This window comes from Streptomyces griseicoloratus, from assembly GCF_014534645.1.
Lineage (GTDB): Bacteria > Actinomycetota > Actinomycetes > Streptomycetales > Streptomycetaceae > Streptomyces > Streptomyces griseicoloratus.
This window is the reverse complement of the sequence record NZ_JACVQF010000189.1, coordinates 45,433-67,006: the sequence shown is the minus strand read 5'-3', so window position 1 is coordinate 67,006 and position 21,574 is coordinate 45,433. Positions and strand designations below refer to the sequence as shown.

Here is a 21,574-nt window from a genome sequence, read left to right as displayed (position 1 = left end):
TGTCCGGAGTGTCCGGAACGCGGGAAGCCGGTGAGGGCCGCCCCGTCCCCACGGAGCCCTCACCGGCCGGTCCGCCGCTCGGGAGCGGTGCGTCAGACGCGCACCAGCTCCCGCTTCTCGTCGGGGTCGTCCTGGGCCCGCAGGCCCTCGCCCTCGACGTCCACGTTGGGCAGGGCGCGGTCCAGCCACTTCGGCAGCCACCAGGCCCTCTTGCCGAGCAGGGCGAGGACGGCCGGGACGATGGCCATGCGGACGACGAACGCGTCGAAGAAGACGGCGATCGCCAGGCCGAAGCCGATCATCTTGACCATGGACTCGCTGGAGCCGATGAAGCCCGCGAAGACCGCCATCATGATCACCGCGGCGGCGGTGACGACCCTGGCGCCGTGCTTGAAGCCGGTCACCACGGCCTGGCTCGGCGACTCGCCGTGGACGTACGCCTCCCGCATCCGGGTGACCAGGAAGACCTCGTAGTCCATCGCCAGGCCGAAGACGACGCCCACCATGAAGATCGGCATCATCGACATGACCGGGCCGGTCTCCTCGACGCCCATCAGGCCGGACAGCCAGCCCCACTGGAAGACCGCGACCACGGCGCCCAGGGCCGCCAGCACGCTCAGCAGGAAGCCGAGGGCCGCCTTCAGCGGGACCAGGATCGAGCGGAAGACCACGATCAGCAGCAGGAACGCCAGGCCGACCACCAGCACCAGGTACGGGATCAGCGCGTCGTTGAGCTTCTGGCTGACGTCGATGTTCATGGCCGTGGAGCCGGTGACCAGGACCTCCGCGCCGGTGTCCGACTTCACGTCGGCGCCCGCGTCACGGATGGCGTGCACCAGGTCCTCGGTCTGGACGGACGACGGCTTGGAGTCCGGGATCACGGTGATCGTCGCGGTGTCACCGGCCTTGTTGGGGGCCGGCGGAGTGACCGCCACGACGCCCTTCAGGCCCTTGATCTTGTCGGTGACCTCGGTGAACGCGGACTGCGGGTCGTCGCTGCCCTTGGCGTCGGTGACGACCATCAGCGGGCCGTTGAAGCCGGGGCCGAAGCCTTCGGAGAGCAGGTCGTAGGCCCGGCGCTGCGTGGTGGAGGTCGGCTGCGAGCCGTCGTCGGGCAGGCCCAGTTCGAGGGAGGCCGCGGGGACCGCCGCCGCGCCGAGGCCGACGACGCCGAGGAGCAGGACGGCCACCGGGCGGCGCACGACGAAGCTCGCCCAGCGGGTGCCCAGGTTGGCCTTGGCCGGCTTGCCTTCGCCGTTCTTCGCGGCGCGGGCGCCGCCCAGCAGCTTGCTCTTCTCGCCGGCCGGCTTGACCCTGCGGCCCGCGTAACCGAGCAGCGCGGGGATCATCGTCAGGGCGATCAGGACCGCGATGACGACCGTGCCGGCCGCCGCGACGCCCATCTTTGTCAGCATCGGGATGTTGACGACCGCCAGGCCCACCAGGGCGATGACGACGGTCAGGCCGGCGAAGACCACGGCGGAACCGGCGGTGCCGACGGCCCGGCCGGCGGCCTCCTCGCGTTCGCGGCCCTCGGCCAGCTCGGCGCGGTAGCGGGAGACGATGAACAGGGCGTAGTCGATGCCGACCGCGAGGCCGATCATCATCGCCAGGATCGAGGTGGTGGAGCCCAGCTCCAGCGCACTGGCCAGGGCGGCGATCGTGGAGACGCCGATGCCGACGCCGATCAGGGCGGTGAGCAGCGGCAGTCCGGCCGCCACCAGGGAGCCGAAGGTGATGACGAGGACGACGGCGGCGACCGCGATGCCGATGATCTCCGTGGCGCCGGTCTCCGGGACCGCCTGGAGCGCGTCACCGCCGATCTCGACGGTCAGCCCGGCGTCGCGCGCCTGCTGCGCGGCGTCCTCCAGGGCGTGCTTGGTGGACTCCTCCAGCTCCATGCCGGAGACGTCGTAGCGCACGGACGCGTACGCGATCGTGCCGTCCTTGCTGACGGCGTTGCCCGTGTACGGGTCGGCGACGGAGGCGACCTCGGAGCCGTCGGCCAGTTCGCCGACGGTCTTCTCGACGGTCGCCTTGTGGGCGGCGTCCGTCATCTTCTCGCCGTCCGGCGCCTTGAAGACGACCCGCGCGGTCGCGCCGTCGGCGCTCTGGCCGGGGAAGCGCTCTTCCAGCAGGTCGAAGGCCTTCTGCGCCTCCGTACCGGGGATGGAGAAGGACGAGTTGCCGGCGGGCGGGGCGCCGGCCGCGCCGACGCCGGCGAGGGTCAGCAGCGCGACCCAGATCAGGGCGACGAAATGCCGTCGCCGGAAGGCGAGCCGGCCGAGTTTGTAGAGGAACGTGGCCACGGAGGCGTACTCCCGGTCAGGTCGTGGGGTATTCAGGGCAGGGGTGATCAGCCCGACGACGTGAGCGGTGACGTCAGGTAAGGGACTGGCTGGGGACTGTCAGGAGGTGGAGACGCCGAGGGCGGGGAGGATCACGGCGTCGATGTACGAGATGAGGAAGGCCCGGGTCGGTGGCTGGTCGTCCAGCAGCGTGCGGGTGGCGAAACCGCCGACCATCATGTGCACGAGGAAGTCCAGCGCCGGACAGTCGGCTCTGATCTCGCCTCGGTCGATGGCCCGTTGCAGCACGCGCCGGAACTCCGCCATCTCGGGTTCGATGAGCTGCTCCCGGAACGCCTGGCGCAGATCCGGGTTCTGGTGCAGCGCCATGGCCACACCCCGCATCAGCGCCGAGTTCTGTTCCATGGTGCAGTCGTCCTCGCGGGCCAGCAGGGCGTGCAGGTCACCGCGGAGCGACCCGGTGTCGACGTCGCCGATCTCGCCGGGCTTGCCGTGCCGGATGGCCTTGACGACCAGCTCGGCCTTGCCGCCCCACTGGCGGTAGAGCGTCGCCTTGCTGGACCGGGTGCGGCCGGCCACGGCGTCCATGGTCAGTGCGTCGTAGCCGACTTCCCGGAGCAGGTCGAGCACGGCCTCGTACAGCTCGGCCTCGCGCTCGGGAGTGATCCGACTCCGGCGCGCCGTTGCGACCTCGGCCATCTCCCTCTCACCTCTCCGTTCAGAACGACACCGTTTCGTACAGGTCGAATGTACCGCAGGCGGCTAGCGAAACGAAACGGTTTCGTTCGTGTTCTGGGTCACGGTTGTCAGCTCGCCATAAGTTGCCGGTGCCCGCCCGGCGGAAAAGCATGGGATGGGTGAGCTATCTGCGCTTTCCGCATCTCCATGGCGACCGACTCTGCTTCGTGGCCGAGGACGACCTCTGGCTCGCGCCCCTGGACGGCCCGGGCCGCGCCTGGCGGCTCACCGTCGACCGCACCAAGACCGGCCACCCGCGCTTCTCCCCCGACGGCCGGCACATCGCGTACACCAGCTGGCGCAGTCTGGTGCCGGAGGTCCACCTGGCGCCGGTGGACGGCGGCCCGGGACGGCAGCTCACCCACTGGGGCAGCCTCGACGCGCGGGTCTGCGGCTGGGCGCCGCCCGACCACGACACGGACGCCGCCATCCTCGCCGTCTCCTCGCACGGCGAGCCCTTCTCCCATCTGACCTGGGCCTACAAGATCGCCCCCGACGGCGACCCCGGCCGCAAACTGCCCTGGGGGCCGGTCGCCGACCTCCAGGTCGCCGACGTCGACGGGGAGCGCAGGACCCTCCTGCTCACCGGCACCCCGCCGCACGAGCCGGCCTCCTGGAAGCGCTACCGGGGCGGCGCCACGGGCCGGCTGTGGCTGCACGGGCAACGGCTGCTCGCCGGCATCGACGGGCACCTGGACTGCCCGATGTTCGTCGGCGGCCGGGTCGCCTTCCTCTCCGACCACGAGGGCGTCGGCAACCTCTACTCGTGCGCGTACGACGGCTCCGACCTGCGCCGCCACACCGACCACGACGCCTTCTACGCCCGGCACGCGGCCAGCGACGGCACGCGGGTGGTGTACCAGTGCGCGGGCGAGCTGTGGATCGTCGACGACCTCGCGCCCGACTCGGTGCCGCGCCGGCTCGACGTGCGGCTGAGCGGTCCCCGCGCCGGGCGGCGTCCCTACCAGGTGCCCGCCGCACAGAACGTGGGCGGCCTCTCCGTCGACGAGACCGGACGCGCCAGCGCCGTCGTCGTACGCGACAGCCTGTACTGGCTCACCCACCGCGACGGCCCGGCCCGCACCATCGCCGACACCCCGGGCGTACGGGTACGGCTGCCGGAGATGCTGGGGGCGAGCGGACGGATCGCGTACGTGACCGACGCCGAGGGCGAGGACGCCGTCGAGATCGCCCACCTGCCCCGCGCGATCGGCGGCCGCGCGCCCCGGCGGCTGGCCTCCGGGAGGCTGGGCCGGGTGCTGGAGCTGGTCTCGGATCCCCAGGGGCAGCGGCTGGCCGTCGCCTCGCACGACGGGCGGCTGCTGCTGCTCGACGTCTCGGACGAGACCGAGGTCGCCGAGGCGCTGGAGGCGGTGGGCACGGCGGAGGCGGCGGACGCGGCCGCGGAGACGGCTGCGGAGGCCCCCGCGGAGACCGGTGACGGCGGTGACGGCGGTGTGCCGGACGGCGGTGGCGTCACCGAGCTGATCCGGTCGGTCAACGGGCCCGTGCGGGACCTCGCCTTCTCCCCGGACGGGGCCTGGCTGACCTGGGCGCACCCGGGGATCGGGCGGTCGCTGCGGCAGATCAAGATGGCCCGGATCAACGGACAGGAGGGCCCGCTCGTCATCGACGTCACCGACGGCCGCTTCGAGGACGAGAACCCGGTGTTCACCCGCGACGGCCGCTATCTCGCCTTCCTGTCCTGGCGCGGCTTCGACCCGGTGTACGACGTGCACACCGGCGACCTGTCCTTCCCGCTGGGCTGCCGCCCTTACCTGGTGCCGCTGTCGTCGGCGACCCCCTCCCCCTTCGCGCTGAACCCGGAGGGCCGCCCGGCGGCCGGCGGGCTGGACCCGGTCGAGGAGGAGCCCGGCGAGGCCGGGGCGGTGACCGTCGAGATCGAGGGCCTGGAGAACCGGGTGACGCCGTTCCCGGTCACCGCCTCCAAGTACTCGGCGCTGCACCCCGTCGCGGGCGGCGGCCTGGTCTGGCTGCGCTGGCCGATCTCGGGGGCGCTGGGCGAGACCTTCGCCAACCCGGACGACCCGAGCGAGCGGCCCACGCTGGAGCACTTCAACCTCGCCAAGGCGAAGAAGTCCGAACTGGTCGGCCACCTCGACTGGTTCCGGGTCAGCGGCGACGGCACCCGGCTGGTCGTGCTCGACGAGGGCGACCTGCGCGCGGTGCCGGCCACGGAGACGGGCGACGCCGACTCGACCACCTGGATCGACCTGCGCCGCATCCTGCACCAGGTCGACCCGGCCGCCGAGTGGCGCCAGGCCTACGCGGAGGCCGGCCGGCTGATCCGCGACTACTTCTGGGACCCGGGCCTGAGCGGCATCGACTGGGGCGGGGTGCTGGCCCAGTACCGCCCGCTGGTCGAACAGGTCGCCTCGCCGGACGAGTTCGCCGACCTGCTCCGCGAGGTCCTGGGCGAGCTGGGGACCTCGCACGCCTACGTCGTCGCCGCCCGCCGCAACGAGGGCCCGGCGCACTACCAGCGCTGGCAGGGCCTGCTCGGCGCCAACTTCGTCTGCCGGGACGGCCGGTGGGTGGTCAAGCGCATCCTGCCCGGCGACTCCTCCGACTCCAGGGCCCGCTCCCCGCTGGCCGGCACGGGCATCCGCGAGGGCGCGGTGCTCACCCACGTCGACGGCCGCCCGGTGGACCCGGCGGCCGGGCCGTACCCGCTGCTGGCGGGCGCGGGCGGTACGACCGTGGAGCTGACCTTCGCGCCGGCGGAGGGCGCGGGGCTGCCCCGCAGGATCGCCGTGGTCCCGCTCATCGACGAGCGGCCCCTGCGCTACCAGGACTGGGTGACCAAGCGCCGTGAGGTGGTGCGGGAGTTGAGCGGCGGACGCTGCGGCTATCTGCACATCCCCGACATGGGCGGCTCCGGCTGGGCGCAGTTCAACCGCGACCTGCGCATGGAGATGTCCCGGCCCGCGCTGATCGTGGACGTGCGCGGCAACGCGGGCGGGCACATCAGCGAACTGGTCATCGAGAAGCTGACGCGCACCATTCTCGGCTGGGACCTGACGCGCAACGCACAGCCGGTGTCGTACACCTCCAACGCCCCGCGGGGGCCGGTGGTGGCGGTCGCGGACGAGGCGACGTCCTCCGACGGCGACATGATCACGGCGGCGTTCAAGCTGCTGAAGCTGGGCCCGGTGGTCGGGCAGCGCACCTGGGGCGGGGTGGTCGGCATGACCGGCCGGCACCGCCTCGGCGACGGCACGGTGATCACGGTGCCGATGAACGCGGCCTGGTTCGACGCCTACGGCTGGTCGGTCGAGAACCACGGCGTGACGCCCGACGTGGACGTGCTGCGCACCCCGCTGGACTGGGCCGAGGGCCGCTACCCGGTGCTGAGCGAGGCGGTCCGGCTGGCGGTGGAGCTGCTGGAGACCAACCCGCCGGCCACGCCGCCCGACTACCGGAACGTACCGGACCGTTCCCGGCCCGCGCTGCCGCCCAGGCCCTGACGGGCCGTGAGCACCGCGCGAGCCGTGCGGTGCTCACGGCCCGCGCGATGCTCACGGCCCGTGCGGTGCGGGCACGCGAAAGGGGCGCCCTCGTGGGGGCGCCCCTTCCGTTCGGCGGTGGCCGCGTCAGGCGTCGTAGTCCTGGCTGTGGCGGTCCTCCGCCTCACGGCGCGAGGGATCCATCTCGTCGTCGTCGCGGCGGCGGTTGCGGCCCTGCATCTGGCCCTTGGCCTGCTCCGCCCGCTGCTTGCCCTGCTGCTGCATGCGCTCGGCCTTGTCCTGGAACTGGTCCTTGATACCCATGTGGGTTCACTCCCGTGGTGGGTGAGATCGGTGCCTGGTCGGTGAGTTGACCCGGCTCGATCAGATTCACACGGGCGGTGACCGTGCGCATGTCGATCAGTGACGGTGTGTAGTGCGGTGCTGTTCGTCGGCCGCGCCGCCCGCGCCGACCAGCCCCGTGCGCATCCCGTCGAGCCGGTCCGCGAACCGGCGCATCTCGCGCTGCCCGACGGTCCCGATGACGGCCGGCAGATAGCCGCGCACGCCCTGCATGCCGCGCAGCCACCACTGCCCGTACACGTGACCCGCCCGCCGCTCGATGCCCTCCACGAGCCGGTCGACGGCCGGGCCCAGCGGGTAGGTCTTGTTCGACGGCCACGGCAGCCGCTGCCTGAGCTCCCGCATCACGTCGTCCTGGTCGGCGCCGCGCACCATGTCGGTGTCGGTCCACGACAGGTAGCCGACGCCGACCTTCACGCCCCGGTGGCCGACCTCGGCGCGCAGGCTGTGCGCGAACGCCTCCACACCGGACTTGGAGGCGCAGTAGGCGGTCATCATCGGCGCGGGCGTGATCGCGGCCAGTGACGCGATCTGCAGCAGGTAGCCGCGGCTCCTCGTCAGCGCCGGCAGGAAGGCGCGGGCCGTCACCGCCGACCCGACGAGGTTGACCTCGATCACCCGCCGCCAGGACTCCGGGTCGGAGTCGACGAAGGGACCGCCGGTGGCGACGCCCGCGTTGGCGACCACGATGTCGACCTTGCCGAACCGTTCCTCCACCTCCCGCGCGACCCGGGCCATGGCCTCGTGGTCGGTGACGTCGGCGTGCCAGTGCTCGCTGTCGCTGTGCAGCCGGGCGGAGACCTCCTTGAGCGCGTCCGGCTCCAGGCCGACCAGCGCCACCTTCACGCCGCGCGCGGAGAGCTTGCGGGCCAGCAACTCCCCGACGCCGCGGGCCGCTCCGGTGACGACGGCGACCCTGCCCTCCAGATTCACCCTGCTCATGCGCTCTCCTCGACGTGTGCGGCGGGTATGTGGGTGCTTGCGAGCGTGCGTATCTTCCCGGTGACCAGCTCCGGCGCCTCCACCGGCGTCATGTGGCCGAGTCCGGGCAGCTCGGTGAGGCCGAGGCAGTGCGGCAGCGCGCCGGCCAGCGCGCGGGCGTGCACGGGCGGGGTCAGCCGGTCGGCCGTGCCCACGACCACCTCCACCGGCATCGTCAACTCCCGTATGCCGCAGTCCAGGTCGAGCAGGTCCAGCACCTGCGACCAGGCATGGCGCACCTTGCGCGGGCAGGCGTGCACGACGCGGGCGCAGGCCTCGACCATGTGCGGGTCCGAACCGGCGCCCATCGTGCCGTACTTGAGGATCCTGCGCGCCAGAGGCGAGACCGGCCCGAGCGGCGCCCGGGAGCCGAGGATGCGCCGGGTCAGCCAGGTCCGCAGCCGGCCTTCCCGCAGCGGCACCACGGTCGCGGAGGCCACCAGCCGCGAACTGCCGGTGCTGCACAGCAGGACGGCCGCCGCGTGTTCGCGCAACGCGGGCCGGGCGGCGGCCGCCATCACCGTCATCCCGCCCATGGAGTGCCCGGCGATCACGGCCTGTTCACCAGGGGCGAGGGTGGCCTTCAGTACGGCTTGGAGGTCGTCGGCGAGGGCCTCGGTGCTGCATGCCGGGCTCGCCGGGCTGCGGCCGTGGCCGCGCTGGTCGTAGGCGATGACCCGGTGGTCGGCGGCCAGGGCGCGGATCTGCGCCGCCCAGAAGGCGGTGGAGCAGGCCCAGCCGTGGGCGAGGACGACCGCGGGCGCGGCCGGGTCGCCGAGGGGGCCGTGCAGCTCGACGTGCAGCCGGGCTCCGTCGGCGGAGACGGCGGTGAGTTCGCGGGCGGGGGCGGGCGGGGCGTACGGCCCGGAGGCGACGTGCGTGAGGCGGCTCACGCGACCGCCTCCGCGTTCTCCCCGGCGGTCTGCTCGGTGGTCTCTCCGGTGGCGGTGGCGGTTCCCCGTCCGGACGGTGGCCGCAGCACCTCGTACTCGGCCAGGTTCACGCGCCGCGTGGCGCGCCGGAACTCGGCCGTCGTCCCGGGCCAGATGGTGGTGTTGCGGCCGCTCGCGTCGAGGTACCAGCTGGTGCAGCCGCCGGTGTTCCACACCGTGCGCTTCATGCGTTCCTGCACCCGGTGGTTCCAGCCCTGCACGGCGGCGGGGCGGGCGTCGAGGGCGACCCGGCCGCCGAGGACGTCCAGCTGGCGCAGGTAGTCGGCCATGTAGTTCAGCTGGGACTCGATCATCAGGATCATGGAGGAGTTCCCGAGGCCGGTGTTGGGCCCGATGATCGTCATCCAGTTCGGGAAGCCGGCCGCCGAGGCGCCGCGCAGGGCCTCCATCCCGCCCTTCCAGGTCTCGGCGAGGGTGCGCCCGTCCGCGCCGACGACCCGCTCGGCGATGGGCATGTCGGTGACGTGGAAGCCCGTGCCGAAGATGATCACGTCGGCCTCGGCCTCGCTGCCGTCGGCGGCGACGAGGACCGGGCCGCGCACCTCGCTGAGCCCGCTCGCGACGACGTCCACGTTGGGCCGGGCGAGCGCCGGGTAGTAGTCGCTCGACAGCAGGATCCGCTTGCAGCCGATACGGTAGTCGGGGGTCAGCTTGGCGCGCAGGGCCGGGTCCTTGATGGCGCGGGCCATGTTGCGCTTGGCGATCTGCTCGACGAAGCCCAGCTCGTTGGGGTGCTTGGTGAACGCCTGCACCTGCAGCTCCCGGATGCCCCACAGCAGTCCGCGGCGCAGCTGGGTGGTGACCGGCAGCGCCCGGTGCAGGGCGCGCTCGGCGCCGCTGATGGCCCGGTCCATGCGGGGCATCACCCAGGCCGGGGTGCGCTGGAACAGCGTCAGCCGCGACACCTGCGGCTGGATGGACGGCACGATCTGGATGGCGGACGCGCCGGTGCCGATCATGGCGACGCGCTTGCCGGTGAGGTCGTGGTCGTGGTCCCAGCGGGCCGAGTGGAAGACCTTGCCGGGGAAGGTGTCCAGGCCCGGGATGTCCGGAATCCTGGGGTCGGACAGCGGTCCGGTGGCGGAGACGACGAAGTCGGCGGACAGGTCGCCGCTCGCGGTCTCGATGTCCCAGCACAGCCGCTCGGCGTCCCAGGCCATCCGCTTCACCTCCGAGTCGAAGCGGATGTGGGGACGCAGCCCGAAGGTGTCGGCGACGTGCTCCAGGTAGGCGCGGATGTGCCGCTGCCCGGAGAAGGTGCGCGGCCAGTCGGGGTTGGGCGCGAAGGAGAAGGAGTACAGGTGGGACGGCACGTCGCAGGCGCACCCGGGGTAGCTGTTGTCCCGCCAGGTGCCGCCGACGCTGCCGGCCCGTTCCAGGACGACGAAGTCGGTGATCCCCTCGCGGCGCAGCCGCACGGCGGCTCCGAGACCGCCGAACCCGGACCCGACCACCGCCACCCGCACGTGTTCTCGAACCTGCTCGTGCTCGGCCATCGAAGAAGCCTCCACGCATCGCCTAGAACTCTGCCAGTGAACACTGGCGCAATGGGGAGAGTAGAGCAGCTCCGTACTCATGGGTAGGGGTCGGCGCCAGGAAAGTTACCGACGGTACGACATAGGCTTCCGGCGTGGCAGAAAGCGCTTCGGACCCTGAACGTGACGACGGCCCCCGCGAGTACCGCATGGAGGAGCTGGCCCGGCTGGCCGGCATCACCGTGCGCACGCTGCGCTTCTACCGCGAACGCAAGCTGATCCCGCCGCCCCGCCGCGAGGGCCGCATCGCCTGGTACGACGACCACCACCTGGCCCGCCTGCGCACCATCTCGGCACTCCTGGAGCGCGGCCACACCCTGAGCGGCATCGCCGAGCTCGCGGACGCCTTCGACCACGGCCGCGACGTCGGCGACCTGCTGGGCCTCGGCGAGCCCACCGAGGAGACCCCGGTCCGCCTCACCCCCGAGGAACTCGCCGCCCGCTTCGAGGGGGAGGTCACCCCGGAGAACCTGGCCGCCGCGATGGACCTGGGCTACCTCGGCACCGACGGCGACGAGATCGTCCACATAAGCCACCGCCTGCTGGAGGTCTCCTCGGCCCTGGTCCGCGAGGGCATCCCCCTCGCCGAGGTGCTCCAGGCCGGCGCCCGCGTCCGCGAACACGCCGACGCCCTCGCCGAACTCTTCGCCGACCTGGTCCTGCGCCACGCCCCGGAACAGGACCTGCCCCGCCTGCGCCCGCTGGCCCGCAGCGTCGTGGAGGCGGAACTGTCCCTGGCCATGGACCGGCGGATGCGCAAGCAGACGGGCCGGGACTAACGGTCGTAGACCACCGTCACCGGCGCGTGGTCGGACCAGCGCTCCGCGTGCGTGGCGGCACGCTCCACGAACCCCTTGACGGCCCCGGCCGCGAGGCCCGGCGTCGCGGCCTGGAGGTCGATCCTCCAGCCCGTGTCGTTGTCAAAGGCCCGCCCCCGGTACGACCACCACGAGTACGGCCCCTCCACGTCCGGGTGCAGCGCCCGCACCACGTCCACGTACCCGCCCTCCGCCGGGTCGAAGACGCGGCTCAGCCACTCCCGCTCCTCCGGCAGGAAGCCGGAGCTCTTCGTGTTGCCGCGCCAGTTCTTCAGGTCGGCCTTCTGGTGGGCGATGTTCCAGTCCCCGCAGACGACGACCTCGCGGCCCTCGGCGGCGGAACGCTCGCGCAGCTCCTTGAGGTACGCCAGGAACTCGCCCATGAAGCGGACCTTCTCGTCCTGGCGCTCGGTGCCGACCTCGCCGGAGGGGAGGTAGAGGGAGGCGACCGTCACACCCGGCAGGTCGGCCTCGACGTAGCGGCCGGCGGTGTCGAACTCGGCCGAGCCGAAGCCGACGCGGACCCGGTCCGGCTCGCGGCGGGTGTAGAGGGAGACGCCGGCGCGGCCCTTGGCGGCCGCGGGGGCGTGCGTCACGTGCCAGCCGTCGGGCGTGCGGACGTGTTCGGGCAGCTGCTCCGGCTCGGCGCGCACCTCCTGAAGGCACAGCACATCGGCGGAGGTGCCGGCGAGCCATTCCACGAAGCCCTTCTTCGTGGCGGCGCGCAGGCCGTTGACATTGACGGAGGTCACGGTGAGCACCCCGGCACGATACCGGCACACTGGACTACGTCCCGATCTGGATTGCATTGACATACGGTAGGCAGCATGAACATACGCCGGGTCTCCTTCGACCACCCCGACGCCGTGAAGCTGAACGACGAGGTCCAGGCCGAGTACGACCTGCGCTACGGCGACGGCGGTGACGCCACGTACCTGGACCCGTCGCACTTCGCGCCGCCGAACGGCCTGTACCTGCTCGCGTACGACGCGGACGACTCCCCGGTGGCCTCGGGCGGCTGGCGTGCCCAGGAGGCGAACGCCGAGAACTACCGGGACGGGGACGCCGAGCTGAAGCGGATGTTCGTCGTCCAGCAGATGCGCGGCCGGGGGCTGGCCCGCCGCATCCTGGCCGCCCTGGAGGAGGACGCCCGCGCCGCGGGACGCCGGCGCATGGTCCTGGAGACCGGCACCAAGCAGCCGGAGGCCGTCGCCCTGTACCTCTCCAGCGGCTACGAGCCCTGCGAGAAGTTCGGCTACTACCGCTTCCACGACGAAAGCCTCTGCTACGCGAAGGCGCTGTAGCTCACGCCCGCAGGAAGGCCAGGACCGCCAGGACCCGGCGGTGGGTGTCGTCGGCCGGGGGCAGGTCCAGCTTGGTCAGGATCGAGCCGATGTGCTTGCCGACGGCCGCCTCGGACACCACCAGCGTCCGGGCGATCGCCCCGTTCGACTTCCCCTCCGCGACCAGGGCCAGCACCTCACGCTCGCGGGGGGTGAGCCGGGCCAGCGGGTCCCGGCGCCGGCGCAGCAGCTGCCGTACCACCTCCGGGTCGACGACCGTGCCGCCGGCGGCGACCTCGGCGAGCGCGGCCACGAACTCCTCGACGTGGCCCACGCGGTCCTTGAGCAGATAGCCGACGCCGGTGCCGTCGCCGGAGTCGAGCAGTTCGGCGGCGTAGGCCCGCTGCACGTACTGGCTGAGCACCAGCACCGGCAGCCCGGGCCGCTCCGCGCGCAGCCGCACGGCCGCGCGCAGCCCCTCGTCCTGGAGCCCCGGCGGCATCCGCACGTCCGTCACCACCGCGTCGGGCCCGTGCTCGGCGACCGCGGCGAGCAGGGCGTCGGCGTCGCCGACGGCCGCGACGACCTCGTGCCCGAAGCGGGTGAGCAGTCCGACGATGCCCTCGCGCAGCAGCACGCTGTCCTCGGCGAGGACTATCCGCAGGGGTCTTCCGGAGGAATCGGCCGGCAAGGGATCTCCACGTGCAGCAGGGTCGGTCCGCCCGGCGGGCTGGACAGGGAGAGTCTGCCATCGAGCACCGACACCCGGTCCGCGAGTCCGGTCAGCCCGGTGCCGCCGTCCGGGTCGGCGCCGCCGCGGCCGTCGTCGCGGACCCGCAGCACCAGCCGCCCGTCCCCGTACCCGCCGCTCACCTCGGCGCGGTCCGCTCCGCTGTGCCTGGCCACGTTGGCGAGGGCCTCGCAGACCACGAAGTACGCGGCGCTCTCCACGGGCCGCGGCAGCCTCCCCGGCAGGTCCAGGTCCACGTCCACCGGGACCGGGCTGCGGTCGGCGGCGTCCGCGACGGCCGCGTGGAGACCGTAGTCGGCCAGCACCTTGGGGTGGATGCCGTGGATGAGCTCCCGCAGCTCCACGAGGGCCCGCTCGGCCTCCCCGTGGGCCGCGGCGAGCTGGTCGGCGAGCGGTCCGGGCGGGGCGTCCAGCCGGGCCAGGCCCAGCGTCATGGTGAGGGCGACGAGCCGCTGCTGGGCCCCGTCGTGCAGATCACGTTCGATGCGCCGCCGCTCCGCCTCGAAGGCGTCGACCAGCCTCACCCGGGAGCGGACGAGTTCGGTGACCCGGTCGGCATCCTTGCCGGCCAGCAGCACCCGCGCCAGCTCCGCCCGCGCCCCGGCGACCACGCCGAGGGCGTAGGCCCCCGCGGCCAGCAGCACCAGCCCCAGCGCGGCGGCCGCGAACGCCCCCGGCCAGGTGTCGACGAGCCACAGCTTGACCACCTTCGCCTCGCCGCCGGCGGCGACCAGCGCGGGCGCGGCGACCATGGACAGGGGGAGCACCGCGCCGACCACGACGGCCGCCGCGTCGAGCGGCCACAGCACCACGCCGAACAGCACCGCGTACGCCAGTTCCCGCCAGGTCGCCGTCTCCTTGAGGCGCGTCGCCAGCCACGCCGGCAGTCCCGGCCGGCCGGGCGTCCGGTGCTGTCCGGCGGGCACCGGGGCGACGCCGGCCAGCCGCAGCCGCCGGCGCTCGACGGCGGCCACGGGTATCCCGGCCAGTGCGGTCAGCACCAGCAGCGGCAGCCCGACGACGACGACGGCCAGGGCGCCTCCGGCCACGGCCCCGCTGACGATCACCACCAGGACGACGGCGCCGAGCAGTGCCCCGCTCGTGAGGTACGCGACCGCGCGCCAGGGCCACGCCGATCCGAGGTATCCGCGCCCGCCGAGCGCCCGCCACACCGTCATGCGGATCACCGTACGGGCGGCTTGCGGACCGCCGCCATCGGCGCAGCCGGAGGTGCGGGGGTATGCCTGGCCCTACCCCAAGTCTCGCCCCTGCCGCACTGATCCGGCCCGCCCTCCCGGGGTTTCGTTGAGCCGAAGGCACCGGACGAGTGGGAGCAGAGGCAGACATGGGAACCGACGCGATCGAACTGCGTTCCGTCAGCAGGCGCCACGGGAGGGGAGACGGCGCGGTGACGGCCCTGGACCGTGTGTCCCTGGCCTTCCCCGCGGGCACCTTCACCGCCGTCATGGGCCCGTCCGGCTCGGGCAAGTCGACGCTGCTGCAGTGCGCGGCGGGTCTGGACCGGCCCGACTCGGGCTCGGTGCGGCTCGGCGGGACGGAGCTGACGGAGCTGAGCGAGCGGCGGCTGACGCTGCTGCGCCGGGAGCGCATCGGGTTCGTGTTCCAGGCGTTCAACCTGCTGCCGTCCCTGACGGCCGCTCAGAACGTGGCCCTGCCGCTGCGCCTGGCGGGCCGGCGCCCGCGACGCGCCGAGGTGCGCGAGGTGCTGCGGCGGGTCGGCCTCGCGGAGCGTGCCGGGCACCGGCCGTCCGAGCTGTCCGGCGGCCAGCAGCAGCGGGTCGCGCTGGCCCGTGCCCTGATCACCCGGCCCGAGGTGCTGTTCGGCGACGAGCCGACCGGGGCGCTCGACTCGGTGACCGGCCGCGAGGTGCTGGCGCTGCTGCGGGACATGGCCGATGCCGAGGACCGCACGATCGTCATGGTGACGCACGACCCGGTGGCCGCCTCGTACGCCGACCGCGTCGTGTTCCTGGTCGACGGCCGGGTGCACGGGGAACTGGCGGGTGCCTCGGCCGCCGAGATCGCGGCCCGGACGGCCGGCCTGGAGACGGCCGGGGCGGAGACGGCCGGGGCGGAGGCCGTGCCGTGCTGAGCATCGCGCTGCGCACCCTGCGCGCCCGCTGGACCACCTTCGCGGGCAGTTTCGTCGCCCTCGCGCTCGGCACCGGGCTGCTCGCCGTGATGGGCCTGGCCCTGGCCTCCGCGCAGAACGCCCCCCAACGCGCGCCGGAACGGTTCGCGGCGGCGCCGGTGGTGGTGCGGGGGCAGGACACCCTGCGCGTGCCCACCGCGATCGGCGTGAAGACGGAGAAGCTGGCGCATCCCCGCCCGGTGCCGGAGCGGACCGTGGCAGCCCTGCGCGCCCTCGGCCCGGTCGCCGAGGACCGCTCCTTCCCGGTACGTGCCGAGGGCGGGCCCGGCGGACTGGTGGGCCACCCGTGGTCGACGGCGGCCTTCGCCCCGTACGAGCTGAGCGCGGGCCGTGCGCCGAGGACGGCCGGTGAGGTGGTGACCACCGGCGGCTGGGCGGCCGTCGGCCAGCGGCTACGCACCGGTCACGGCACGGTCCGCGTGGTCGGGACGGTGGACGACCGGGGCTTCGAGGACGCCGTCTTCTACACCGACGCCCGCGCCGCACACCTCGCGCCGGTCAGTACGCAGCTGGTGGTGGACGCCGACCCGGCCGAGGTACGGCGGACGGTGGGCGAGCACGCCCAGGTGCTGACGGGTACGGCACGGCGGCTCGCGGACGCCGGCCCGGACCGGGACCGGGAGGCGGTGACGGCGCTGACCGCCCTGTTCGGCACGGCGGGCGGGGTGGCCGGGTTCGTGTCGGTGTTCGTGGTGGCGTCGACGTTCGCCTTCACGGTGGCCCAGCGGCGCCGGGAGTTCGGGCTGCTGCGCACGGCGGGCGCGACGCCGGGCCAGATCCGTCGGCTGGTGTGCGGGGAGGCGCTGCTGGTCGGCGTGCTCGCCTCGGCGGCGGGCTGCGCGCTCGGCGCGTACGCCGCCCCGCGTCTGGCCGCGTGGGTGGTCTCCGAGGGGCTTGCGCCGGCCTGGTTCGCGATCGGCGGCCAGGTGTGGCCGTACCACCTGGCCTTCTGGACCGGTCTGCTGGTCGCGCTGTGCGGGGTGGCAGCGGCGTCCTGGCGGGCGGGGCGGACCGCCCCCGCACAGGCGCTGCGCGAGGCGTCGGTGGACACCGGGACCCTGACCCGGGGCCGCCTGCTGTGCGGTACGGCGCTGCTGGTCACGGCCGCCGCGACGCTTGCCGTGGCCCTGCTGACCGACCCGTCGGACCTGCTGCACCGCAAGACGTACGTCAGCCGCCCGATGCTGCTGATCACGGCGGTGGCGCTGCTGTCTCCGCTCCTGGTGCGCCCGCTGACCCGGCTGCTCGCCTGGCTGCCGTCCCGGCTGCCCGGCGCGGGCGGGATGCTGGTGCGGGAGAACGCCGCCGCGTCCGTCCGGCGTACCGCGGCCGTGGCGGCGCCGGTCCTGGTGACGGTGGCACTGGCGGGCTCGCTGCTCGGGGCGACGGCGACGCTGGACGAGGCGCGGGCGGCCGAGGCCCGGCAGCGGACCGCGGCCGGCTTCGTGGTGACCGCGGACGGCGGCCTGGACCGGGCCGCGGTGCGGCGGCTGCGGGCGGTCCCCGGCACCGTCGTCTCGCCCACCGCGCCGAGCGCCGTGTACGTCCTGGAGGAGGGCGTGGCCCTGATCAGGTCCGAGGCCCGCGCGGTCGACCCCCGGGCGCTCGCGGCCACGACACGGGTGCCGCTGACGGCCGGGCGGCTCACCGGCCTCGACGACGGCTCGATCGTCGTCAACGAGGAGTGGGAGCGGCACACGGTCGGGCAGCGCGTCACCGTCCGGCTCGGCGACGGCACCCGCCGGTCGCTGCGGATCGCCGCGGTGATGCCGGTGGGCACCGGCGACAACGGCGCCTACGTCACGTTCGCCAACGCACCCGGCGCCACGGTCGACCGGGTGGAGGTCACGGTCGCCGAGGGCGCGGACCGGCGCGCCGTGGCGGCGGGACTGCGGGAGGCGGTGGAGTCCTCGGGCGGGCGGGTGCTCACCCGGGAGGCGTGGCTGAGCGCCACGGCACCCCGCGCCGACGGCACGACACGGGCCGGCTTCCTGGTGGTCCTGGGCATCGCGCTGCTCTACGCGGGCATCGCGCTGGCGGGAACCCTGGTCATGGCGACGTCCGGCCGGCGCCGGGAGCTGGCGGCGCTGCGTCTGGCGGGTGCCACCCGTGGCCAGGTGCTGCGGCTGGTGGCGGCGGAGGCGCTGACCGTGGTCGCGGTGGGCGCGCTGCTCGGGGTCGCGGTGGCGGCGGTGAACCTGCTCGGGATGCGGGGCGCCCTGTTTCTGCTGTCGGCTCCGGCCCGGCTGGTCCTGCCGTGGCCGGCCATGGGGGCCGCGGCCGGTGCGTGCGCGGTCGTCGCCGTCGTCGCGGCGGCCGTCCCGGCCGGGGCGGCACTGCGCCGACGTACCTGAGCGGGCCGCACGGGGGCTTCGGGCCGCGCCAGTTGGGCGGCCGCGAAGCCCGAGCCCCTGCCGGCCTTCCCTGGCAGGGCTCCATGCCGCTTGGACTGGACGGGATTTGTCGAGCCCCTCATGGGCTGGAGACGGCCAGGGCGTGACCTCCGAGCACCACGGCGACGATCAGGCAGGCGACGGTGACGCCGGCGGCCACGCGCCGCCCCGGTAGAAACCTGCGCGGCAGGCAGACAACCAGCACCGCACTGACCCACGCCACGGACACCAGCCGGGGGAGCCACGCCTCGGCCCGGTCATTGACCAGGTAACAGTGCTCAGCCCGCGATCCGTGGACGCCGAAGTAGAAGAGACAGTCGTTCCCGAAGTTCTCGGAGAGCAACGCGGTGAGCCCCCACCACACGGTGGTGAGGACGGCCGCGGCCACCGCGACAGCGAGGAACGAGCAACCGCCGGGGCCACGCGGCGCGGCTGTGTCCATACTCCGACTTCTCCAGCGAGGAACCGTTCCGCCGAGGGATCCCGGCAGAGCTCGGAACATACGGCACCCGCTGACCGACGCCAATGCTGCAGGGCATGAACCGCGCTGCCCTACAACATGTCAAAGCCCCGGTCGGGAGTTCCCTACCGGGGCTTTGAGCTGCGTGGACCTGAGGGGATTTGAACCCCTGGCCCCCTCGATGCGAACGAGGTGCGCTACCGGACTGCGCCACAGGCCCTTGCAACGAGTGAAACTTTAGCATCCCGATCGGCCTGCTCAAAAATCCCTTCCGGGACACGGCCGCGGGGCGGCCTACTCGTTGGCCGCGCGGGGACGGTCGCCGTCCTCGTACTGGTCGAACAGCGGCGTGCGGCCCCGCTCGCGGGCCCGGCGGGCGGACGCGGCGCGGCGGGCGTCGCTGCGGCCGGCGCTCTCCGGCCGCTCCTCCGTGCGAGGGGCCGGGGAACGGTCCGGCTCGGGGGCGGCCGCCGCGTCCTGCGCGTCCGGGACGACCGGCCCGGACCGGGCCGAGCTCCAGGCGTCGGGGGCCGCGAGGTCCACGTCGGCCGTGGCGCGGGGCGCGACGGGTGCGGTCACGTAGGTGGGCAGCGGCACGGGCACCGGGTCCCAGCTCTCGCCCTGTCCCGGCCGCTGCTGCCGCTCGCGCTGCTGGTCGACCCACTCGGCGTGGTCGGTCTGCTCCACCAGGGCCCGCCGGTCCGCGGCGAGGGCGGACAGGCCCGGGTCGGCCTCGGTGTCGGGTCCCTCGTCCGGCTCCTCGGCGTCGGGGTCGCCGACCGCCTCGGCGGACGCGCGCCGCCGGGGCTGGCGGTCGCGCTCCCGCAGCCGCTGCGCCGCGGCCTCGGCCAGGCGCCGGTCCATCTGGAAGGCGAACCGGCGGCGCTCCTGGGAGCGCAGGTAGGCGATGTACGCGCTGAGCATGACCGCGGGCACGCCGGGTGCCCACAGGAAGGCCAGTCCGCCGACGGCCGCGACGATCGAACCGAGGGTGAAGGCGAGGAAGAGCACGACGGTGGTCCGCCGGCGCCGTGCGAGCACCTTCGAACGGCGGGCGCGGGCCGCGGCCGCCGGTGACACGGGTGCCTGGCGGGCTCTGGAGTCGTCCACGGACTCGTCCGTCGCTCCGCGCGCGGGTGCGGGCCGGTCCGCGATGTGCTGCGACGCGGTCTGCCGGGTGTGCCGGCGCGTTCTGGACACGGCGAAGGCCCGGACGTCCACCGAGTCGGTGACGGCATCCGGGTCGTCCTCGTCGTGCTCCGCCTCGTCGGCGGGGCGCGACCGCAGGTCCTTGGCGTACCGGCGCTCCATGCCCGCCCGTCCGGACAGCAGCCGGATGGCGGTACTGAAGCGTTCCGTCGGACGGGCCTCGTTCAGCTCGTCCTGCCTACGGAGCCACATCGGCACCAAGTAGGCGGCCCAGGCCCCGACGATGACTGCGTAGATGAGGCCGCTGCTGCTCACGCCTCACACGGTAGAGGGGTTTGCGTGGGGCCATCCGCCAATTGGGCCGGTGTGTCGCACGATCTGGCTGATATTTCGAACTTTTTTTGTGACCGACGCGATCAGCCGGCCGTCAGGGCGGCGAATTTCCCGCCTCCGGATGGTCACCAATCGATCAATTTCGAACGTTTATTCAATTCCGGTGCCCGGCCGGGCGGGATTCTCCGAGGTGCCGTGGGATGCGCCGCGAGCCCGTGACCGGTGCCAGCGCCGCAGCAGTCCCTCGGGGGCCTCTTCCGCGGTGAGCGCGAACACCAGATGGTCGCGCCAGGCCCCGTCGATGTGCAGATAACGCGGCCTGAGCCCCTCCTCGCGGAATCCGAGTTTCTCCACGACCCGGCGGCTCGGCCCGTTCTCGGGGCGAATGCAGACCTCGACGCGGTGCAGCCCGACCGTGCGGAAACAGTGGTCCACGACGAGCGCCACGGCCGTCGGCATCACCCCGCGGCCGGCCACCGCCTCGTCCACCCAGTAGCCGACGTGCCCCGAGCACATCGAGCCCCAGGTGATCCCGGCGACCGTCAACTGCCCGACCAGACGCCCCTGGTACTCGATGACGAACGGCAGCATCCGGCCCGCGTTCGCCTCGGACCTCAGGTGGCGGACCATCTGGCGGTAGGTCGGCCGGTGCGCGAGGGGCCCGCCGGGCGCGGGCGGCGGGATCGTCGCCTCCCACGGCCTGAGCCAGTCGCGGTTGCGCCGGTTGACCTCGCGCCAGGCCCGCTGGTCGCGCAGCCGTATCGGCCTCAGGACGATCTCGCCGTCCCTCAGCACCACGGGCCAGGATGGGCTGTTCAGCTCGCACCCCCACTGACGGCCGGTCTGGGGTGGTCACCGCCGCGGATCTGGTCGACGGCGTGGACGAGCAGGGGCTCCAGCACGGCCAGGCCGTCCCTGACCCCGCCGGTGGACCCCGGCAGGTTGACGATCAGCGTGCCCTTCGCCACTCCGGCCAGACCCCGGGAGAGCACCGCGGTCGGCACCTTGTCCCGGCCGTACGCCCGGATGGCCTCCGCGATGCCCGGGACCTCGTACTCGATCACCGCCCGGGTCGCCTCGGGGGTGCGGTCGGTGGGCGAGATGCCGGTGCCCCCGGTGGTGACGATCACGTCGTAGCCGGCGTCGGTGCCGGCGCGGAGGGCGGCCTCGACGGGGTCGCCGTCGGGCACGACCTGGGGGCCGTCGACGGCGAAGCCGAAGCGGCGCAGGCCCTCGGCGATCAGCGGACCGCCCTTGTCCTCGTAGACCCCGGCGGCGGCCCGGTTGGAGGCGGTGACCACGAGAGCGGCGTACGGCGCGACGACGGCGCCCCCGGCCGGCGTGTGCGCTGTCATGCCCGGCTCCAGTCGCCCGACTTGCCGCCCGTCTTCTCCTCCACCCGCACGTCCGTGATGACCGCTCCCTTGTCGACCGCCTTGACCATGTCGACCACGGTGAGCGCGGCGACGGAGACCGCGGTGAGGGCCTCCATCTCGACGCCCGTACGATCCGTCGTCTTCACCGTGGCGGTGATCTCCACGGCGTCGTCCGCGACCGACAGTTCCAGTTTCACACCGGAGACCGACAAGGGGTGGCACAGCGGGATCAGGTCGGGGGTGCGTTTGGCGCCCATGATGCCCGCGATCCGCGCGGTGGCCAGGGCGTCGCCCTTGGGGACGCCCTCGCCGCGCAGCAGCTCGATCACGCGGGGCGCGACGAGGACGCGTCCGCTCGCGCGTGCGGTGCGCGCGGTCACGTCCTTGCCGGAGACGTCGACCATGCGGGCGGCGCCCGCCTCGTCGATGTGCGTCAGTCGGTCCTGCGTGTCCTCGGTGGGTCGGTCCTGCGTGCTCATGCTCGTGTGGCGC

General features: G+C 73.6%; 19 protein-coding genes and 1 tRNA gene. 5 read left to right on the top strand and 15 right to left on the bottom strand.

The window, feature by feature from the left end; all coding sequences use genetic code 11:
* Nucleotides 1-92: 92 nt before the first annotated feature.
* Complete coding sequence (locus H0H10_RS15610) at nucleotides 93-2,309, bottom strand: MMPL family transporter (protein ID WP_188181550.1); 2,217 nt, start codon at nucleotides 2,307-2,309, stop codon at nucleotides 93-95.
* Between the two features lie 99 nt (nucleotides 2,310-2,408).
* On the bottom strand, nucleotides 2,409-3,008 hold the full coding sequence (locus tag H0H10_RS15605) for a TetR/AcrR family transcriptional regulator (protein ID WP_188181549.1): 600 nt from the start codon (nucleotides 3,006-3,008) through the stop codon (nucleotides 2,409-2,411).
* A 149-nt stretch (nucleotides 3,009-3,157) separates the two neighbouring features.
* On the opposite strand from H0H10_RS15605, the gene H0H10_RS15600 reads away from it, so the two are divergent.
* Nucleotides 3,158-6,535 carry a S41 family peptidase gene (locus H0H10_RS15600; RefSeq protein ID WP_188181548.1) on the top strand — a complete coding sequence of 1,126 codons (3,378 nt, stop codon included), beginning with the start codon at nucleotides 3,158-3,160 and terminating at the stop codon, nucleotides 6,533-6,535.
* A 126-nt stretch (nucleotides 6,536-6,661) separates the two neighbouring features.
* On the opposite strand, the gene H0H10_RS15595 is transcribed toward H0H10_RS15600, so the two are convergent.
* From H0H10_RS15595 to H0H10_RS15580, 4 genes are all read right to left on the bottom strand, one after another.
* Nucleotides 6,662-6,838, bottom strand: a complete 177-nt coding sequence (locus tag H0H10_RS15595) for a hypothetical protein (protein WP_188181547.1) — start codon at nucleotides 6,836-6,838, stop codon at nucleotides 6,662-6,664.
* A gap of 96 nt (nucleotides 6,839-6,934) precedes the next feature.
* Nucleotides 6,935-7,819, bottom strand: a complete 885-nt coding sequence (locus H0H10_RS15590; RefSeq protein WP_188181546.1) for an SDR family oxidoreductase — start codon at nucleotides 7,817-7,819, stop codon at nucleotides 6,935-6,937.
* Complete coding sequence (locus H0H10_RS15585; protein WP_188181545.1) at nucleotides 7,816-8,751, bottom strand: alpha/beta fold hydrolase; 936 nt, start codon at nucleotides 8,749-8,751, stop codon at nucleotides 7,816-7,818. The genes H0H10_RS15590 and H0H10_RS15585 overlap by 4 nt, the downstream gene beginning before the upstream one ends.
* Nucleotides 8,748-10,307, bottom strand: coding sequence for a flavin-containing monooxygenase (locus H0H10_RS15580; protein WP_223179940.1), 1,560 nt, complete (start codon nucleotides 10,305-10,307; stop codon nucleotides 8,748-8,750). Before H0H10_RS15580 ends, H0H10_RS15585 begins: the two co-directional genes overlap by 4 nt.
* Nucleotides 10,308-10,495: 188 nt before the next feature.
* On the opposite strand from H0H10_RS15580, the gene H0H10_RS15575 reads away from it, so the two are divergent.
* Nucleotides 10,496-11,125, top strand: coding sequence for a MerR family transcriptional regulator (locus H0H10_RS15575; protein WP_188181644.1), 630 nt, complete (start codon nucleotides 10,496-10,498; stop codon nucleotides 11,123-11,125).
* Here H0H10_RS15575 and H0H10_RS15570 read toward each other — a convergent pair.
* A complete protein-coding gene (locus tag H0H10_RS15570; RefSeq protein ID WP_188181544.1) occupies nucleotides 11,122-11,925 on the bottom strand; it encodes an exodeoxyribonuclease III in 804 nt (267 codons plus the stop codon). The two genes, H0H10_RS15575 and H0H10_RS15570, sit on opposite strands and share 4 nt — an antisense overlap.
* Nucleotides 11,926-11,991: 66 nt before the next feature.
* Here H0H10_RS15570 and H0H10_RS15565 point away from each other — a divergent pair, with 66 nt between their 5' ends.
* The gene (locus tag H0H10_RS15565; RefSeq protein ID WP_188181543.1) at nucleotides 11,992-12,468 is read left to right on the top strand and encodes a GNAT family N-acetyltransferase; all 477 of its coding nucleotides are present in this window, start codon (nucleotides 11,992-11,994) and stop codon (nucleotides 12,466-12,468) included.
* 1 nt (nucleotide 12,469) lies between these two features.
* Here H0H10_RS15565 and H0H10_RS15560 read toward each other — a convergent pair whose 3' ends face one another.
* Together H0H10_RS15560 and H0H10_RS15555 are read right to left on the bottom strand one after the other, a co-directional pair.
* A complete protein-coding gene (locus H0H10_RS15560; protein ID WP_188181542.1) occupies nucleotides 12,470-13,138 on the bottom strand; it encodes a response regulator in 669 nt (222 codons plus the stop codon).
* A complete protein-coding gene (locus tag H0H10_RS15555; protein WP_188181541.1) occupies nucleotides 13,102-14,376 on the bottom strand; it encodes a sensor histidine kinase in 1,275 nt (424 codons plus the stop codon). Before H0H10_RS15555 ends, H0H10_RS15560 begins: the two co-directional genes overlap by 37 nt.
* Before the next feature lie 167 nt (nucleotides 14,377-14,543).
* On the opposite strand from H0H10_RS15555, the gene H0H10_RS15550 reads away from it, so the two are divergent.
* Together H0H10_RS15550 and H0H10_RS15545 are read left to right on the top strand one after the other, a co-directional pair.
* Nucleotides 14,544-15,311, top strand: a complete 768-nt coding sequence (locus H0H10_RS15550; protein ID WP_188181540.1) for an ABC transporter ATP-binding protein — start codon at nucleotides 14,544-14,546, stop codon at nucleotides 15,309-15,311.
* Nucleotides 15,305-17,725: an FtsX-like permease family protein gene (locus H0H10_RS15545; RefSeq protein ID WP_188181539.1), complete on the top strand. Its 2,421-nt coding sequence runs from the start codon at nucleotides 15,305-15,307 to the stop codon at nucleotides 17,723-17,725. Before H0H10_RS15550 ends, H0H10_RS15545 begins: the two co-directional genes overlap by 7 nt.
* Before the next feature lie 118 nt (nucleotides 17,726-17,843).
* Here H0H10_RS15545 and H0H10_RS15540 read toward each other — a convergent pair whose 3' ends face one another.
* The 6 genes from H0H10_RS15540 to moaC form a co-directional block, all read right to left on the bottom strand.
* Nucleotides 17,844-18,206, bottom strand: coding sequence for a hypothetical protein (locus H0H10_RS15540; RefSeq protein WP_188181538.1), 363 nt, complete (start codon nucleotides 18,204-18,206; stop codon nucleotides 17,844-17,846).
* A gap of 164 nt (nucleotides 18,207-18,370) precedes the next feature.
* A tRNA-Ala gene (locus H0H10_RS15535) sits at nucleotides 18,371-18,444 on the bottom strand.
* A gap of 74 nt (nucleotides 18,445-18,518) precedes the next feature.
* Nucleotides 18,519-19,688 (bottom strand): divisome protein SepX/GlpR, encoded by a 1,170-nt coding sequence (sepX, locus tag H0H10_RS15530; RefSeq protein ID WP_188181537.1) that lies wholly within the window; start codon nucleotides 19,686-19,688, stop codon nucleotides 18,519-18,521.
* A gap of 168 nt (nucleotides 19,689-19,856) precedes the next feature.
* Complete coding sequence (locus tag H0H10_RS15525) at nucleotides 19,857-20,501, bottom strand: GNAT family N-acetyltransferase (protein WP_188181643.1); 645 nt, start codon at nucleotides 20,499-20,501, stop codon at nucleotides 19,857-19,859.
* Nucleotides 20,502-20,521: 20 nt separating this feature from the next.
* Complete coding sequence (locus H0H10_RS15520; protein ID WP_188181536.1) at nucleotides 20,522-21,061, bottom strand: MogA/MoaB family molybdenum cofactor biosynthesis protein; 540 nt, start codon at nucleotides 21,059-21,061, stop codon at nucleotides 20,522-20,524.
* The gene (gene moaC, locus H0H10_RS15515; protein ID WP_188181535.1) at nucleotides 21,058-21,561 is read right to left on the bottom strand and encodes a cyclic pyranopterin monophosphate synthase MoaC; all 504 of its coding nucleotides are present in this window, start codon (nucleotides 21,559-21,561) and stop codon (nucleotides 21,058-21,060) included. Before moaC ends, H0H10_RS15520 begins: the two co-directional genes overlap by 4 nt.
* Nucleotides 21,562-21,574 lie beyond the last annotated feature (13 nt).

Bases quoted from the DNA above. Each gene is read 5' to 3' on its own strand.
- H0H10_RS15580 (WP_223179940.1), bottom strand. From the start codon at position 10,307: ATGGCCGAGCACGAGCAGGTTCGAGAACACGTGCGGGTGGCGGTGGTC.
- H0H10_RS15590 (WP_188181546.1), bottom strand. From the start codon at position 7,819: ATGAGCAGGGTGAATCTGGAGGGCAGGGTCGCCGTCGTCACCGGAGCG.
- H0H10_RS15550 (WP_188181540.1), top strand. From the start codon at position 14,544: ATGGGAACCGACGCGATCGAACTGCGTTCCGTCAGCAGGCGCCACGGG.
- H0H10_RS15605 (WP_188181549.1), bottom strand. From the start codon at position 3,008: ATGGCCGAGGTCGCAACGGCGCGCCGGAGTCGGATCACTCCCGAGCGC.
- H0H10_RS15575 (WP_188181644.1), top strand. From the start codon at position 10,496: ATGGAGGAGCTGGCCCGGCTGGCCGGCATCACCGTGCGCACGCTGCGC.
- H0H10_RS15600 (WP_188181548.1), top strand. From the start codon at position 3,158: ATGGGATGGGTGAGCTATCTGCGCTTTCCGCATCTCCATGGCGACCGA.
- H0H10_RS15555 (WP_188181541.1), bottom strand. From the start codon at position 14,376: ATGACGGTGTGGCGGGCGCTCGGCGGGCGCGGATACCTCGGATCGGCG.
- H0H10_RS15565 (WP_188181543.1), top strand. From the start codon at position 11,992: ATGAACATACGCCGGGTCTCCTTCGACCACCCCGACGCCGTGAAGCTG.
- moaC (WP_188181535.1), bottom strand. From the start codon at position 21,561: ATGAGCACGCAGGACCGACCCACCGAGGACACGCAGGACCGACTGACG.
- H0H10_RS15520 (WP_188181536.1), bottom strand. From the start codon at position 21,061: ATGACAGCGCACACGCCGGCCGGGGGCGCCGTCGTCGCGCCGTACGCC.
- H0H10_RS15595 (WP_188181547.1), bottom strand. From the start codon at position 6,838: ATGGGTATCAAGGACCAGTTCCAGGACAAGGCCGAGCGCATGCAGCAG.
- H0H10_RS15540 (WP_188181538.1), bottom strand. From the start codon at position 18,206: ATGGACACAGCCGCGCCGCGTGGCCCCGGCGGTTGCTCGTTCCTCGCT.